Origin of the sequence: Serratia sp. S4 (assembly GCF_000347995.1) — a bacterium.
Taxonomy (GTDB): Bacteria; Pseudomonadota; Gammaproteobacteria; order Enterobacterales; family Enterobacteriaceae; genus Serratia; species Serratia quinivorans.
Map to the genome: position 1 here is coordinate 4,169,518 of NZ_KB661120.1, position 15,347 is coordinate 4,184,864.

Consider the following 15,347-nt stretch of genomic DNA (forward strand, 5'->3'; position numbering starts at 1 on the left):
TTAGAATTCCATCAGCTCTTTTTCTTTATCCGCCAAAGCGGCATCCAGAAGTTTGATATAGGCATCGGTCAGCTTCTGAACGTCGTCCTGTGAACGACGATCCTCATCTTCGCTGATTTCTTTGTCTTTCAGCAGCGCTTTAACCTTGTCGTTGGCATCACGGCGCACGTTACGAACCGCTACACGGCCCTGCTCAGCTTCATTACGCACGATCTTGATCAGATCTTTACGGCGCTCTTCGGTCAATGCAGGAAGCGGAACACGGATGTCGCTACCGGCTGAAGATGGGTTCAGACCCAGATCGGAGCTCATGATTGCCTTTTCAACAGCGGCACTGATAGAGCGGTCAAATACGTTAATTTTCAGCGTACGAGAATCTTCTACCGTCACGCTAGCCAGCTGACGTAGCGGCGTAGATGCGCCGTAATATTCAACCATGATGCCGTCCAGGATGCTCGGAGAAGCGCGGCCGGTACGGATTTTACTGATTTGGTTTTTGAATGCTTCTACGCTTTTTTCCATGCGTGAATCAGCATCTTTTCTGATTTCATTAATCACGTTGCGAACCCTTGAAAGCTGGATACTTGGCAGGCCATACCACAGTATAGCCCGTGAATTTTACTCAAGGAAAGCGCGCTACGCCTGGCGTTAGCCGCTCCCGCTAAATTTGGCAGACCCGCCTTATTTGCTGATCAGCGTGCCTTCGTTTTCACCCATCACTACCCGGCGCAGAGCACCCGGTTTGTTCATGTTGAATACGCGGATTGGCAGACCGTGATCGCGAGCCAGCGTAAATGCCGCCAGATCCATCACTTTCAGCTCACGTTCCAACACGTCCTGATAGGTTATATGTTCGTACAGTGTGGCATCCGGATTTTTAACCGGGTCAGCGGAGTATACACCATCCACTTTAGTCGCTTTCAATACCACATCCGCTTCAATCTCGATCCCGCGCAGGCACGCCGCAGAATCGGTAGTGAAGAACGGGTTGCCGGTACCGGCGGAGAAGATCACCACGCGATTATTACGCAGCAGGCTGATCGCCTCGGCCCAGCTGTAGTTGTCGCACACGCCGTTCAACGGAATTGCCGACATCAGGCGAGCGTTCACATAGGCACGGTGCAGTGCATCACGCATAGCCAGGCCGTTCATCACGGTAGCCAGCATTCCCATGTGGTCGCCCACTACGCGGTTCATGCCGGCTTGTGCCAGGCCCGCGCCGCGGAACAGGTTACCGCCGCCAATAACTACACCGACCTGAATTCCCAGTTCGACCAGCTCTTTAACTTCCTGAGCCATGCGATCCAAAACGCTAGCGTCGATACCAAAACCTTCTGCACCTTGCAGGGCTTCGCCACTCAGTTTAAGCAGAATACGCTGATATACGGGTTTTGCATTGGTTGCCATGGTGATCTGTCCTAAGAAGCAGTATTAGTATTGGGGATTTCAGCCGATGAAACGCGCCTGTGCTGTGTATCATGCCACAGGGCTTGCCACCGGTGTAATTCTGGCTGGATAAAATGGAACCGCCAGACGGCGGCCCCATTAACAGTCATTAAGACTGCTTGCTCATTGCTGCAACTTCAGCAGCAAAGTCGTTCTCAACTTTAGCGATGCCTTCGCCCACTTCGAAGCGGATGAAGTTAACCACGTCAGCGTTGTGCTCTTTCAGCACCTGGCCAACGGTTTTGCTTGGTTCGATAACGAAAGGCTGACCGGTCAGGGAAACTTCGCCGGTGAATTTCTTCATGCGGCCTTCAACCATTTTCTCAGCGATTTCTTTCGGCTTGCCAGACTGCATGGCGATGTCCAACTGAACCTGGTACTCTTTTTCTACCACTTCAGCAGACACGTCTTCAGGCTTAACGAATTCAGGCTTGCTTGCCGCAACGTGCATGGCAATTTGCTTAACCAGCTCTTCGTCAGCACCGGTAGCTGCGATCAGAACGCCGATACGCGCACCGTGCAGGTAGCTACCCAGCACTTCGCCTTCCAGGGAAGCAACGCGACGGATGTTGATGTTTTCACCGATTTTCGCAACCAGCGCTACACGTTCTTCTTCGAACTGTGCTTTCAACACTTCAACGTCAGTGATTTTGCCGGCAAAAGCAGCATCCAGCACTTTGTCAGCGAATGCCTGGAAACCAGCATCTTTAGCTACGAAGTCAGTCTGGCAGTTAACTTCCAGGATCAGACCGTAGTTGCCTTCAATCTTGGTTTTGATCACGCCGTCAGCAGCTACGTTGCCTGCTTTTTTCGCCGCTTTGATCGCACCAGATTTACGCATGTTTTCGATTGCCAGCTCGATGTCGCCGTTAGACTCAACCAGAGCTTTTTTACAATCCATCATGCCAGCGCCAGTACGCTCACGCAGTTCTTTTACCAGAGCAGCGGTAATATCAGCCATTTCTTTTTCCTCGGTTATCTCACGTGGAGACAGTTCTCATTCAGATAAGCAAAGGGGGCCTATAAAGGCCCCCCTAACCAACATATTCAATACCTGGTTAATAAGGGCTCAGTGACGAGCTTGCCTTATTATTCAGCTTCTACGAAGCTTTCTTCCGCTTGAACGGCCAGATCTTGAGAACGACCTTCACGGACGGCGGCAGCAACGGCAGTCAGGTACAATTTGATTGCACGGATTGCATCGTCGTTACCAGGGATGATGAAGTCAACGCCGTCTGGATCGGAGTTGGTATCAACGATAGAGAATACCGGGATACCCAGGTTGTTGGCTTCTTTGATCGCGATGTGTTCGTGATCAGCATCGATTACGAACAGAGCGTCAGGCAGACCACCCATGTCTTTGATACCACCCAGGGAGTTTTCCAGCTTGGCCAGTTCGCGAGTACGCATCAGCGCCTCTTTCTTGGTCAGCTTGTCAAAGGTGCCATCTTGAGACTGGATTTCCAGATCTTTCAAACGCTTGATTGACTGACGAACGGTTTTCCAGTTAGTCAGCATGCCGCCCAACCAGCGATGGTTCACGAAGAACTGGTCGCAGCCGGTAGCATATTCTTTTACCGCTTCGCTTGCTGCGCGCTTGGTACCAACGAACAGGATCTTACCTTTACGGGAAGAGATCTTGGTCAGTTCAGCCAGTGCTGCGTTGGCCATTGGTACGGTTTTTTCCAGGTTGATGATGTGAACCTTGTTACGTGCGCCGAAGATGAAAGGCTTCATTTTCGGGTTCCAGTAACGGGTCTGGTGACCAAAGTGTACACCGGCCTGGAGCATGTCGCGCATGGAAACAGTTGCCATGATTAAACCTCTATAGAGTTAGTTGGGGTTATGCCTCCACGTATCCCATAACGCCGACCCTGGCGGTGATAAATCACCTCAGGGCACCCCGGCGGATGTGCCGATACGTGTGTGTTATTTACACAAAGTGAGTGCAGTTAAAGTATTTTCGGCCTATTCCGCCATTATCACAAGGAAGATGTGCGGATCTGCCGGCGCGCTTTATACCATAAACCCACCCCGGACACCAACTTTTGTTGCCAGGCGCAGGCCGGCGAGAAATCAAATTTGGCAGCCTCAGGCCGGGCTGATACCATAAGAGACTGCTTCTTATTTCTTTCTGTTGTCGGCGAGCACGACACCTGCGGACGAATTTCATGGCAATCTCAATTAAAACACCTGATGACATCCAAAAAATGCGCGTGGCCGGCCGACTGGCTGCCGAAGTGCTGGAAATCATTGAGCCGCACGTCAAACCTGGCGTGACCACCGGCGAACTCGATCGTATCTGTCACGATCACATCACCAACCAGCAGCAGGCGATCTCTGCCTGTCTGGGCTACCACGGTTTCCCGAAATCCGTGTGTATCTCGGTGAATGAAGTGGTCTGCCACGGCATCCCGAGCGATGACAAGGTCCTGAAAGACGGCGACATCGTTAATATCGACGTTACCGTCATCAAAGACGGTTTCCACGGTGATACTTCTAAAATGTTCATCGCCGGTAAACCGACCATTCTGGGCGAGCGCCTGTGCCGCATCACTCAGGAAAGCCTGTATCTGTCGCTGAAAATGGTGAAGCCGGGTATCCGCCTGCGCACGCTGGGCAAAGAGATCCAGAAATTCGTCGAGGCCGAGAATTTCTCGGTGGTTCGCGAGTACTGCGGCCACGGCATTGGCGAGGTGTTCCACGAGGAACCGCAGGTGCTGCACTATGACGCTGACGACGGCGGCGTGGTGCTGCAGGCTGGTATGGCCTTCACCATCGAGCCGATGGTCAATGCCGGTGATTACCGCATTCGCACCATGAAAGACGGCTGGACGGTAAAAACCAAAGATCGCAGCTTGTCGGCGCAGTATGAGCATACTATTGTGGTCACGGATAACGGCTGCGAGATAATGACGTTGCGCAAGGATGACACCATCCCCAACATCATTACGCACGAGATGTAAGCGCCGCGGCGTTTTGCCGCGATGCATGATGTCACAGGCCGGCTTTTGCCGGCCTTTTTTATGGGCTGCGTATTATGTCTGAAAACTTTCGCCAACAAGACACCTCGGTCATTTCGCCACAGGCCGTACCGGTGCAGCCTGAATATCCCAACGCCTATGGCGATGAGGAGATTAACTGCATCGCGCTGAAACAACGCCTGGAGCAGTTCCAATTATGGCTGGCGGCAGCGTTCAACGCCGGTTCCAGCGCCGAAAGCCTGGTAGCGGCCCGCAGCGACTTTATCGACCGCCTGCTGCGCCGTCTGTGGGTCTTCTACGGGTTCGAGGATATTCCGGAAACCGCGCTGGTTGCCGTTGGCGGCTATGGCCGTGGCGAGCTGCACCCGCTCTCGGACATTGACGTGCTGGTGCTCAGCCAGCGCCGCCTGAATGAACAGCAATCCCAACGCGTGGGGGAATTTATCATCCTGCTGTGGGATCTGAAGCTGGAAGTCGGCCACAGTGTGCGAACCCTGGAAGAATGCCTGCTGGAAGGGCTGGCGGACCTGACCGTCGCCACCAACCTGATTGAATCGCGGATGATCTGCGGCGATGTCGCACTGTTTCTGCAAATGCAAAAACATATCTTCAGCGATGGCTTCTGGCCCTCCCCGCAATTTTTCCACGCCAAGGTGGTTGAGCAGCAGGAACGCCATCAGCGATACCACGGTACCAGCTACAACCTGGAACCGGATATCAAGAGCAGCCCCGGTGGCCTGCGCGATATTCACACTTTGCTGTGGGTGGCGCGTCGTCACTTTGGCGCTACATCACTGGACGAAATGGTCGGCTTCGGCTTTCTCACTCAGGCCGAGCGCAACGAGCTGAACGAATGCCAGAGCTTCCTGTGGCGCATCCGCTTCGCACTGCACCTGGTGCTGCCGCGCTACGACAACCGTTTACTGTTCGATCGCCAGCTCAACGTGGCACAGTTACTGCGTTATGAGGGGGAAGGCAACGAACCGGTTGAACGCATGATGAAGGATTTTTATCGCATGACGCGCCGCGTCGGCGAACTGAATCACATGCTGCTGCAGCTGTTCGACGAGGCAATTCTGGCGCTGGACGCGACGGAAAAACCGCGTCCGCTGAACGACGATTTCCAACTGCGTGGCGATCTGATCGACCTGCGTGATGAAACGCTGTTTATCCGCCAGCCGGAATCCATCATGCGGATGTTCTACCTGATGGTACGCAACCGCGAGATCAAAGGCATTTATTCCACCACAGTACGCCAGCTGCGTCATGCGCGCCGCCATTTGAAGCAGCCGCTCTGCACCATTCCTGAGGCACGCGAACTGTTTATGGCCATTCTGCGCCACCCCGGCGCGGTCTCCCGAGCGTTGGTGCCGATGCACCGCCACAGCGTGCTGTGGGCCTATATGCCACAGTGGGGCAAAATCGTCGGGCAAATGCAGTTCGATCTGTTCCACGCCTACACCGTCGACGAACACACCATTCGCGTCCTGCAAAAGCTGGAAAGCTTTGCCGATGCCGAAACGCGACCGCGCCATCCGCTGTGTGTCGAGCTGTATCCACGCCTGCCGAATCCAGAACTGCTACTGCTGGCCGCCCTGTTCCACGATATCGCCAAAGGGCGCGGCGGCGACCATTCGATCCTCGGTGCGCAGGACGTGCTGGAGTTCGCCGAAGTCCATGGGCTGAATTCCCGCGAGGCCCAACTGGTCGCCTGGCTGGTGCGTTGTCATCTGCTGATGTCGGTGACCGCCCAACGCCGCGACATTCAGGACCCGACCGTTATTCAGCAGTTCAGCGCCGAAGTGCAGAGCGAAACCCGTCTGCGTTATCTGGTCTGCCTGACGGTGGCGGATATCTGCGCCACCAACGAAACCCTGTGGAACAGTTGGAAACAGAGCCTGTTGCGCGAGCTGTATTTTGCCACCGAAAAACAGCTGCGCCGCGGCATGCAAAACAGCCCGGACCTGCGCGAACGCGTACGTCATCATCGCCTGCAGGCTTTGGCGTTGCTGCGCATGGACAATATCGACGAGGAGGCGCTGCACCGCATCTGGAGCCGCTGTCGCGCCGATTACTTCCTGCGTCATTCACCCAACCAGTTGGCCTGGCATGCGCGCCATTTGCTGGCCCATGACTCCACCAAACCGCTGGTGCTGGTCAGCCGGCAGGCCACGCGCGGCGGCACCGAAATTTTCATCTGGAGCCCTGACCGCCCTTACCTGTTTGCCGCCGTGGCCGGGGAGATGGATCGCCGTAACCTGAGCGTACATGACGCGCAGATCTTCACTAATCGTGACGGCATGGCAATGGATACCTTTATCGTACTGGAGCCGGACGGCAGCCCGCTGGCCCAGGACCGCCACACGGCGATCCGCCACGCACTGGTGCAGGCCATTACCCAGCGGGAGTATCAGCCACCGCGCGTGCGCCGGCCGTCTTCCAAGCTGCGTCATTTTAGCGTGCCGACCGAAGTCAGTTTCCTGCCGACTCATACCGACCGTCGCAGCTATCTGGAACTGACCGCACTCGACCAGCCAGGTCTGTTGGCTCGTGTGGGCGAAGTGTTCGCCGATCTCGGTCTGTCGCTGCACGGCGCACGCATCTCCACTATCGGCGAGCGGGTTGAGGATTTATTTATTCTTGCCGACAGCGATCGACGTGCCCTTAATCAGGAAACACGCAGAAAGTTGGAACAACGGTTGACAGAGGCCCTCAATCCAAACGATAAAATGTGATACAAGTAACTTTTTCGTAGACAACATCAGGACAGAGAACAGCATGCAGCAATTACAAAACGTTATTGAAAACGCCTTCGAACGCCGTGCGGAAATCACCCCGGCGAACGCAGACACCGTAACGCGCGAAGCGGTAAACCAGGTGATCGCCCTGCTGGACAGCGGCGCCCTGCGCGTTGCCGAGAAGATTGACGGTCAGTGGGTAACGCATCAGTGGCTGAAAAAGGCCGTGCTGCTTTCTTTCCGCATCAATGACAACAAAGTGATGGACGGTGCCGAAACCCGTTATTACGACAAAGTGCCAATGAAATTCGCCGATTACGACGAAGCGCGCTTCCAGAAAGAAGGCTTCCGCGTGGTGCCACCAGCCACCGTTCGCCAGGGCGCGTTCATCGCCCGCAATACCGTACTGATGCCATCCTACGTTAACATCGGTGCCTACGTTGACGAAGGCAGCATGGTGGATACCTGGGCAACCGTCGGCTCTTGCGCGCAGATCGGCAAAAACGTTCACCTGTCCGGCGGCGTCGGCATCGGTGGCGTACTGGAGCCACTGCAGGCCAACCCGACCATCATTGAAGACAACTGCTTTATCGGTGCGCGTTCAGAAGTGGTTGAAGGCGTGATCGTGGAAGAAGGTTCAGTGATCTCCATGGGCGTGTACCTGGGCCAGAGCACCCGCATTTACGACCGTGAAACCGGCGAAGTGCACTACGGCCGCGTACCGGCCGGTTCGGTAGTGGTTTCCGGTAACCTGCCGTCCAAAGATGGCTCTTACAGCCTGTATTGCGCTGTCATCGTCAAGAAGGTCGATGCCAAGACGCGTGGTAAAGTCGGCATTAATGAGTTATTACGTACCATCGACTAAAATAGACATGGCGGGTTAATCACCCGCCATTTTTTTATCTTCATTACGTGAGCAGTCACAGTCTCTGGCGCGGTTATTCGCCATAATCCCAGACCGTGGAATATAGTCTATTTATAAGGTGGCGCTATTATGTATGACAACCTGAAAAGCTTAGGAATCAATCAACCGGAAGATGTCGATCGCTATAGCCTGCGTCAGGAGGCCAATAACGACATTCTTAAGATTTATTTCCGCAAGGATAAAGGCGAATTCTTTGCCAAGAGCGTGAAATTCAAATATCCGCGCCAACGCAAAACGGTCGTCGCTGACAATGCCGGCCAGGGTTACAAAGAAATCCACGAAATTAACCCGAACCTTCGCTACGTCATTGATGAACTGGATCAGCTATGTCAGCGCGATCAGGTGGAAGTCGATCTGAAGCGCAAAATTCTTGATGACTTGCGTCATCTGGAAGGCGTGGTCTCCCACAAAATTGCCGAGATTGAATCCGATCTGGAAAAACTGACTCGCGGTAAGTAAGGGTTCAGCGAACTGAGACTACAGATTGTAGGGGCGCAGCATGCTGCGCCCGTATTAATCGGGGCGAATATATTCGCCCCTACAGGCGGCGGGTAATTCTATTTCAGCAGCGTTCCCCACTTCTCAACCCACGGGCAAGAAACCACTTCCGGTTCCGGCTGTTCCATCGCATCGATTTCCAACACTTCACCCACGCGGGTGGCGCCTTGTTCCTGCAGCAACGCATCAAAAGCACGCCCGGCACCGCAGAAATTGTCGTAGCTGCTGTCACCCAGTGCGATCAGCCCATAGCGCAGCTCCGGCTGGTAGCCGACCTGGTCACGGATAGCGTGAAACAACGGCGCAATGCTGTCCGGCAAATCACCCTGGCCGGTCGTTGAAGTGATCACCAGCGCGTAGTGCTGACGGTAAAACTGCCAGGCCTCAAGCGTGCCTTCTTCAAACAGTTTGACCTCATGGCCCTGCTCACTGAGGATAGTTTCAGCCTCTTCCGCCACCAATAATGCGTTGCCGTAGACCGTTCCCACGAAGATTCCAACCTGAGCCATTGCCCCTACTCCCTTAAATATCTTTGAAAATGATCAGTTATCCTGACCGCTAGCCGGGGGAAACTCAACCCTGGCAAGCTCAGGGAGATTCTCTGTCCAGCCAAACTGTGACATGACTCCCTGCCAGGGTTCATCCCAGCGCGCGGAAAGATGCAGCGGCTCACCGGTCACCGGATGATTAAGTTGCAGATGACTGGCATGCAGCATCAGGCGTGGACAGCCAAAATGCTGGGCCATACCCCGATTCTGGTTCAGGTCGCCGTGTTTGCTGTCACCAATAATCGGATGGCGGATATGCACCATATGGCGGCGCAACTGGTGCTTGCGGCCATTTTCCGGCTTCAGTTCAACCAGGCTGTAGCGCGCGCTTTCGTAACGGCCAATCGCTACCGGCATTTCTACCCGCGCCAGCGGCCGGTAATGAGTGACCGCCGGCTGCGGGCCTTTATCTTTAGAGGCAAACTTGTCGGCGATTTTGTCCAGTTCTTCCGTCAGCGGATAGTCGATGGTCGCACCCTCCAGCACGTAACCACGCACCACCGCGTGATAGGTTTTCTGCATCTGATGCTGTTCAAACTGCTGCGACAGCAACCGTGCCACCTCACTGGACAGCGCCATCAACAGTACCCCTGAGGTGGGCCGATCGAGGCGATGCACGGTAAACACATGCTGGCCAATCTGATCGCGCACGGTTTGCATCACAAACCGGGTTTCATGGCGATCCAGCCAACTGCGGTGTACCAACCACCCGGAAGGCTTGTTCACCGCCACCAAATGCTCATCCTGATATAGAATCTCAAGCATTATTGCAGCTCTTTATTCAGCATGTTATCCAGGCGCTGCAACAGCACCAACAGCGGCATGCAGTTGGGGTCGTTATCTTTCAACGCCTCTTCGAAATAAGGCGTGATGGCAAAACGCGTCGGCAGCGGCGCTCCCGCATCCAGCAACGCGTACATGCGTGGCAGAAAGACCCATTGCAACCAGGCTTCGGCCGACATGCTGTCAACGCAAAACGGCTCGGGGCTGGCGAAGGCTTCAGGCTCGGGCGGCGTAGCTTGCCACAGCGCCAACTCTCGCATTGACTGTTCAATCGCCTGCAAACTAAGGCGAACCTGATTTTGTATACTCATCTGCATTCCCGATCTGTTTAAACCATGATATTCAGCGGCGCGGCTGAAAGGCGGCAAAGCATAGCATTTTACTTTTTATAGCCCAAATTCAGCTGAGTTGATGGCAGAAATGGATTTGGACTGGTGGGCGGCACGGCCACACGGCACAATGTGTTCACCGAATAAACCACACAGATTAGACAGATGCCCGCAATCACACCGAAAAAAAATCACGCCACGCCCGGCAAAGCCATGGTGGCTTCAGTCACCGGCTACGCCATGGACGGCTTTGACCTGCTGATCCTCGGCTTTATGCTGCCTGCCATCAGTATCGAAATGGGGTTAAGCTCCTCCGCTGCCGGTTCACTGGTCACCTGGACGCTGATCGGCGCGGTACTGGGCGGCGTGATCTTCGGCCACCTCAGCGATCGCTTTGGCCGTATCCGGGTGCTGACCATTACAATTTTGATGTTCTCACTGTTTACCGGTCTGTGCGCGCTGGCGCAAGGCTACTGGGATTTACTCGCCTACCGCACGCTGGCGGGCATTGGGCTCGGCGGCGAGTTCGGTATCGGCATGGCGCTGATCGCCGAAGCCTGGCCGGCAGAAAAACGTAATCGCGCCTCGGCCTATGTGGGTATGGGCTGGCAGCTTGGCGTCCTGGCGGCGGCGTTCCTCACCCCACTGCTGCTGCCCCATATCGGCTGGCGTGGAATGTTCCTGGTTGGGCTGTTACCGGCGCTGGTGTCGTTCCTGATCCGCCGCACTCTGGGTGAACCGGAAGAGTTCGTCCGTCAGCAAAACAGCGGCCAGCAACTGTCTTTCACCCAACGTCTGAGCCTGCTATTCAAAGACCGGGCCACCAGCAAGGCCAGCATCGGCATTTTCATTCTGTGCTCGGTGCAGAACTTCGGTTATTACGGGCTGATGATTTGGATGCCGACCTACCTGGCAAAAAACTTTGGTTTCTCACTGACCAAATCCGGCCTGTGGACAGCCGTCACGGTGATCGGCATGGCATTTGGCATCTGGCTATTTGGCGTGTTGGCCGATCGCTTCAGCCGCTGGAAGATTTTTATCTGCTATCAGATTGGTGCGGTGGTCATGGTGGTTGTCTACGCACAGCTTAGTGACCCAACGTTGATGCTGTTTGCCGGAGCGCTGATGGGGTTATTCGTTAATGGCATGATTGGGGGCTACGGCGCATTGATCTCCGATACCTACCCGGTTCAGGCGCGTGCCACTGCACAAAATATTCTGTTTAACCTGGGGCGAGGCGTCGGTGGACTGGGGCCATTGGTCATCGGCGCGCTGGTGACACAGGTATCCTTCACTGCGGCGATCAGCCTGCTGGCGGCTATTTATTTGCTGGATATCTACGCCACGCTGTTCCTGTTACCGAAAAAACAGAGCGATGGCGATACGCTGGGTGCGATTGGTTAATAACTGAGATGAATGTAAGCAGGGTTAAGTATTATTGATACTTAAAGCATGAACCCGTATAAAAAGTTGAGGGCACTGCGCTAACAGTGCCCTCGGTTCGTTTTATAGCAGTCCCGCTACACAGTGTGCTCCCTGCTCAATCCTTGAAAACTTTTCCTGCGGCCATCCTGACCAAAACCATCCTGGCTCTGTCCTGTAGCATCGTCCTGACGCGGTTCCTCAGTCTTCATGACCCGCCAACCATCCTGTGCCGGCTCTCAATCTCCATCCTGGAGGTGTCCCTGGTTTCAATCCTGAAACATCCTGAGCATCTCCTGACGCCGTCCTTCGCTCTTCACTGAGCGCATCCACTTCTTCATCCTGAAGCTGCATCATCCTGATGCTTTCCAGCTCCACCGTATCCCTTCCGGTGAACATAAGATCGCTTAATTATCCCGGGTTCACAAGGGCTTACTGGACGGCTGACAGGAAATTAACACTAAGAGTTATCCTAAAGAAAATCTAACCAATTGATCTGGATAACAATAAATCCCACCTAAGCTAGTGCGAGGGAAAAATTAAAAGCGATCTCTCACAGCCCGTGTGCGAGATCTCGCACACGGGCTTCGGAACAAAAAGGCTCAAACACCCAACGTCGGGCGCAATGCATCGAGGAAATTGCCCAACGAAGCCGCCAGCAAAGTGCGTTTATCACTGCCAAACTGCTCCAAAACCACATTGCCGCTAACGTTACACAGCGAGACCATGGTCATTTCTGATTCGGTCGTTGCCAGGAACAGCGTTGGCGACAGTTTCAGGCGCTTTTGCGTCACCAGATGACCGATCAGGTTTTCCTGCAGACGAATAAAGTCGTCCTCGCTCCATACCTGCAACAGAGTCACGTGATGCTCACCAAACTGGGCGCTCATGTCACCCGCATACTGCTGGGTATAAAACAGATTGATATCCGGCTGCAAGCGCAGCTCGAGCGCGGTCTCTACCTTTTCCAGCGTCGCCGCCGGGGTAAACGGCTGGGGCAACCACAGCACTTCATCATCACGATTTTCTACCAGGCAAGGCGACGGCACACCGTACAGATCCTGGCTGGCTGGGGCATGACCACGCTCTTGCTGCCAAAGATCAACATAGCGCTGGGTAAATTCACGCAGGGCGTGCGGTACATCATGGTCCATATTTTTTCTCGCATACGGTAAACTGGCAACCATTGTACCTATCTATTACCAAGGTGACAGCAGATGTCCTCCTACCAAGACCATCACGCCCTGTCGGCACTGACGCTGGGCAAAGCCACCGCGTATCGCGACCATTACGACGCCACGCTGTTGCAGGCGGTACCGCGCAGTATGAACCGCGAGCCGCTGGGCTTGTATCCGGACAGCCTGCCGTTCCACGGGGCCGATATCTGGACGCTGTACGAACTTTCCTGGCTGAACGACAACGGCTTGCCGCAGGTGGCTGTTGGAGAAATAAGCCTGACTGCCGACAGCATCAACCTGATTGAGTCCAAGAGCTTCAAACTTTATCTCAACAGCTTTAACCAAACGCCTTTCAGCGACTGGGAGACGGTGCGCAATACCTTGCAACGCGATCTGTCTGCCTGCGCTCAGGGCGAGGTCAGCGTCTCATTGTTCCGCGTAGATCAGCTGGAAGGCAGCCCGATCGCCCGGTTAGACGGCGAATGCATCGATAACCAGGACATTCGTATCGATAACTACGAGTTCAATGCCGATTATCTGCAAAATGCCACCGGCCTCCTGCAGGTGGAAGAGCAGTTGGTCAGTCATCTGTTGAAGTCCAATTGCCTGATCACCAACCAGCCGGACTGGGGCTCGGTGCAAATTGCTTATCGTGGTGCGCAGATCGATCGCGAAGCGCTGCTGCGTTATCTGGTGTCTTTCCGTCATCACAATGAATTCCATGAACAATGTGTCGAACGCATCTTTAACGACCTGATGCGTTACTGTCAGCCGCAAAGCCTGACGGTATATGCGCGCTACACCCGTCGCGGCGGGTTGGACATCAATCCATGGCGCAGCAACACTGACTTTGTCCCGTCACATGGCCGTCTGGCACGCCAATAGTGCGAAACAGTGCTCAACAACTGAGCTAACGAGCGGTTTGTATTGGTAAAAAACAGGGGACGGCGGTAAGGTTAAATCAGGAGCGCTGGGCATTCCGGCTGGCAAACGATGATGTTGCCGCCGTGCGCTAACTATAACGAGATGCTGTTCTGCTGCGTATGGATTACTACTGCCCCTTTCCGGGTGCAAAGGAGTTACCTTGATTACACACATCAGCCCGCTTGGCTCTATGGATTTGCTGTCGCAGCTGGAAGTAGACATGCTGAAGCGTACCGCCAGCAGCGATCTTTACCGTTTGTTCCGCAACTGTTCGCTGGCCGTCCTGAACTCCGGCAGCCAGACCGATAACAGCAAACAGCTGCTGTCACGCTACGAAACCTTTGACATTAACGTCCTGCGCCGTGAGCGCGGGGTCAAACTTGAACTGGTGAATCCACCGGAAGACGCCTTTGTCGACGGGCGAATCATCCGTTCGCTGCAGGCCAACCTGTTTGCCGTGCTGCGCGATATCCTGTTCGTTCACGGGCAGATCGACAGCGCCGGCCGTTTCCAGCATCTGAATCTGGAAAACTCGGCCCACATTACCAACCTGGTGTTCTCTATCCTGCGCAACGCCCGTGCGCTGCATCTCGATGAAGATCCCAATCTGGTAGTGTGCTGGGGGGGTCACTCGATCAACGAAAACGAATACCTCTACGCACGTAAGGTCGGTAGCCAACTGGGCCTGCGCGAGCTGAATATCTGTACCGGCTGCGGGCCGGGTGCCATGGAGGCACCGATGAAAGGCGCGGCCGTAGGCCATGCGCAACAGCGCTACCACAATAGCCGCTTTATCGGCATGACCGAGCCGTCGATCATCGCCGCAGAACCACCAAACCCGTTGGTCAATGAGCTGGTGATCATGCCGGACATTGAAAAGCGCCTGGAGGCCTTCGTCCGTATCGCCCACGGCATCATCATCTTCCCGGGCGGTGTCGGCACGGCAGAAGAGCTGCTTTATCTACTGGGTATCCTGATGAACCCGGAGAACAGCGAACAGGTGTTGCCGCTGATCCTCACCGGGCCGAAAGAGAGCGCCAACTACTTCCAGGTGCTGGATGAGTTCATCATGAACACGCTGGGAGATGAAGCGCGCCGTCACTACACCATCATCATCGACGATCCGGCCGAAGTCGCACGTCAGATGAAAAAAGCCATGCCGCTGGTGAAAGAGAACCGTCGTAATACCGGCGATGCCTACAGCTTTAACTGGTCGATCCGCATTGCGCCGGATTTGCAGCTGCCGTTTGAGCCAAGCCATGAGAATATGGCCAATCTCAACCTGTATCCCGACCAGCCGGCCGAACAGTTGGCTGCCGCGCTGCGCCGCGCGTTTTCCGGCATCGTCGCCGGTAACGTGAAGGAAAATGGCATTCATGCCATCGAACAGTTTGGGCCGTACAAGCTGCACGGCGAACCGCAGATGATGAAGCAAATGGACAGTCTGCTGCAGGGCTTTGTCGCTCAGCACCGGATGAAACTGCCAGGCACCGCTTATGTGCCCTGTTACGAAATAGTCGCTTAATGAGCAATCCGGGGCGGCCTGACAGCCGCCCTTCTTTTTTCTGACCT

At 54.8% G+C, this 15,347-nt stretch carries 15 protein-coding genes; 7 read left to right on the forward strand and 8 right to left on the reverse strand.

Translation table 11 applies throughout. The annotated features are described in order from the left end of the window. The 4 genes from frr to rpsB all read right to left on the reverse strand — a co-directional run bounded on the left by frr (position 1) and on the right by rpsB (position 3,261). Complete coding sequence (frr, locus tag SERS4_RS0120135; protein ID WP_012146492.1) at positions 1-558, reverse strand: ribosome recycling factor; 558 nt, start codon at positions 556-558, stop codon at positions 1-3. A gap of 123 nt (positions 559-681) precedes the next feature. Continuing rightward, positions 682-1,407, reverse strand: a complete 726-nt coding sequence (gene pyrH, locus SERS4_RS0120140; protein ID WP_004952223.1) for a UMP kinase — start codon at positions 1,405-1,407, stop codon at positions 682-684. A gap of 148 nt (positions 1,408-1,555) precedes the next feature. Continuing rightward, positions 1,556-2,407, reverse strand: a complete 852-nt coding sequence (gene tsf / locus SERS4_RS0120145) for a translation elongation factor Ts (protein WP_012146493.1) — start codon at positions 2,405-2,407, stop codon at positions 1,556-1,558. Positions 2,408-2,535: 128 nt separating this feature from the next. Then, a complete protein-coding gene (gene rpsB / locus SERS4_RS0120150) occupies positions 2,536-3,261 on the reverse strand; it encodes a 30S ribosomal protein S2 (protein WP_012146494.1) in 726 nt (241 codons plus the stop codon). 356 nt (positions 3,262-3,617) lie between these two features. Here rpsB and map point away from each other — a divergent pair, with 356 nt between their 5' ends. From map to SERS4_RS0120175, 4 genes are all read left to right on the forward strand, one after another. Continuing rightward, positions 3,618-4,412 (forward strand): type I methionyl aminopeptidase, encoded by a 795-nt coding sequence (gene map / locus SERS4_RS0120160; protein WP_012146495.1) that lies wholly within the window; start codon positions 3,618-3,620, stop codon positions 4,410-4,412. Positions 4,413-4,486: 74 nt separating this feature from the next. After that, a complete protein-coding gene (gene glnD / locus SERS4_RS0120165) occupies positions 4,487-7,165 on the forward strand; it encodes a bifunctional uridylyltransferase/uridylyl-removing protein GlnD (RefSeq protein WP_017893794.1) in 2,679 nt (892 codons plus the stop codon). Positions 7,166-7,208: 43 nt separating this feature from the next. After that, a complete protein-coding gene (gene dapD, locus SERS4_RS0120170; RefSeq protein WP_012146497.1) occupies positions 7,209-8,033 on the forward strand; it encodes a 2,3,4,5-tetrahydropyridine-2,6-dicarboxylate N-succinyltransferase in 825 nt (274 codons plus the stop codon). A gap of 129 nt (positions 8,034-8,162) precedes the next feature. Next, positions 8,163-8,552 (forward strand): DUF3461 family protein, encoded by a 390-nt coding sequence (locus tag SERS4_RS0120175; protein WP_006318690.1) that lies wholly within the window; start codon positions 8,163-8,165, stop codon positions 8,550-8,552. 98 nt (positions 8,553-8,650) lie between these two features. Here the strand turns inward: SERS4_RS0120175 and SERS4_RS0120180 are convergent, their stop codons facing one another. Genes SERS4_RS0120180 through SERS4_RS0120190 form a run of 3 tightly spaced genes read right to left on the reverse strand, consistent with a single transcriptional unit; the run spans position 8,651 to position 10,233 of the window. Then, entirely contained in the window at positions 8,651-9,100 is a 450-nt protein-coding gene (locus tag SERS4_RS0120180; protein ID WP_017893795.1) for a flavodoxin, read from the reverse strand. 33 nt (positions 9,101-9,133) lie between these two features. Then, positions 9,134-9,904 (reverse strand): tRNA pseudouridine(65) synthase TruC, encoded by a 771-nt coding sequence (gene truC, locus SERS4_RS0120185; protein WP_012146499.1) that lies wholly within the window; start codon positions 9,902-9,904, stop codon positions 9,134-9,136. Further along, positions 9,904-10,233, reverse strand: a complete 330-nt coding sequence (locus SERS4_RS0120190; RefSeq protein WP_012146500.1) for a YqcC family protein — start codon at positions 10,231-10,233, stop codon at positions 9,904-9,906. The genes truC and SERS4_RS0120190 overlap by 1 nt, the downstream gene beginning before the upstream one ends. Before the next feature lie 183 nt (positions 10,234-10,416). On the opposite strand from SERS4_RS0120190, the gene SERS4_RS0120195 reads away from it, so the two are divergent. Further along, positions 10,417-11,655 (forward strand): MFS transporter, encoded by a 1,239-nt coding sequence (locus tag SERS4_RS0120195; RefSeq protein WP_017893797.1) that lies wholly within the window; start codon positions 10,417-10,419, stop codon positions 11,653-11,655. A 620-nt stretch (positions 11,656-12,275) separates the two neighbouring features. Here the strand turns inward: SERS4_RS0120195 and syd are convergent. Next, a complete protein-coding gene (syd, locus tag SERS4_RS0120200) occupies positions 12,276-12,827 on the reverse strand; it encodes a SecY-interacting protein (RefSeq protein ID WP_017893799.1) in 552 nt (183 codons plus the stop codon). 63 nt (positions 12,828-12,890) lie between these two features. On the opposite strand from syd, the gene queF reads away from it, so the two are divergent. Together queF and ppnN are read left to right on the forward strand one after the other, a co-directional pair. Next, positions 12,891-13,736, forward strand: a complete 846-nt coding sequence (gene queF / locus SERS4_RS0120205; RefSeq protein ID WP_017893800.1) for an NADPH-dependent 7-cyano-7-deazaguanine reductase QueF — start codon at positions 12,891-12,893, stop codon at positions 13,734-13,736. A gap of 199 nt (positions 13,737-13,935) precedes the next feature. Continuing rightward, positions 13,936-15,300 carry a nucleotide 5'-monophosphate nucleosidase PpnN gene (ppnN, locus tag SERS4_RS0120210; RefSeq protein WP_012146504.1) on the forward strand — a complete coding sequence of 455 codons (1,365 nt, stop codon included), beginning with the start codon at positions 13,936-13,938 and terminating at the stop codon, positions 15,298-15,300. Positions 15,301-15,347 lie beyond the last annotated feature (47 nt).

Coding starts and splice junctions, on each gene's coding strand:
- pyrH (WP_004952223.1), bottom strand. CDS start 1,407: ATGGCAACCAATGCAAAACCCGTATATCAGCGTATTCTGCTTAAACTG.
- map (WP_012146495.1), top strand. CDS start 3,618: ATGGCAATCTCAATTAAAACACCTGATGACATCCAAAAAATGCGCGTG.
- queF (WP_017893800.1), top strand. CDS start 12,891: ATGTCCTCCTACCAAGACCATCACGCCCTGTCGGCACTGACGCTGGGC.
- SERS4_RS0120190 (WP_012146500.1), bottom strand. CDS start 10,233: ATGAGTATACAAAATCAGGTTCGCCTTAGTTTGCAGGCGATTGAACAG.
- truC (WP_012146499.1), bottom strand. CDS start 9,904: ATGCTTGAGATTCTATATCAGGATGAGCATTTGGTGGCGGTGAACAAG.
- dapD (WP_012146497.1), top strand. CDS start 7,209: ATGCAGCAATTACAAAACGTTATTGAAAACGCCTTCGAACGCCGTGCG.
- SERS4_RS0120175 (WP_006318690.1), top strand. CDS start 8,163: ATGTATGACAACCTGAAAAGCTTAGGAATCAATCAACCGGAAGATGTC.
- syd (WP_017893799.1), bottom strand. CDS start 12,827: ATGGACCATGATGTACCGCACGCCCTGCGTGAATTTACCCAGCGCTAT.
- SERS4_RS0120195 (WP_017893797.1), top strand. CDS start 10,417: ATGCCCGCAATCACACCGAAAAAAAATCACGCCACGCCCGGCAAAGCC.
- rpsB (WP_012146494.1), bottom strand. CDS start 3,261: ATGGCAACTGTTTCCATGCGCGACATGCTCCAGGCCGGTGTACACTTT.
- tsf (WP_012146493.1), bottom strand. CDS start 2,407: ATGGCTGATATTACCGCTGCTCTGGTAAAAGAACTGCGTGAGCGTACT.
- glnD (WP_017893794.1), top strand. CDS start 4,487: ATGTCTGAAAACTTTCGCCAACAAGACACCTCGGTCATTTCGCCACAG.
- SERS4_RS0120180 (WP_017893795.1), bottom strand. CDS start 9,100: ATGGCTCAGGTTGGAATCTTCGTGGGAACGGTCTACGGCAACGCATTA.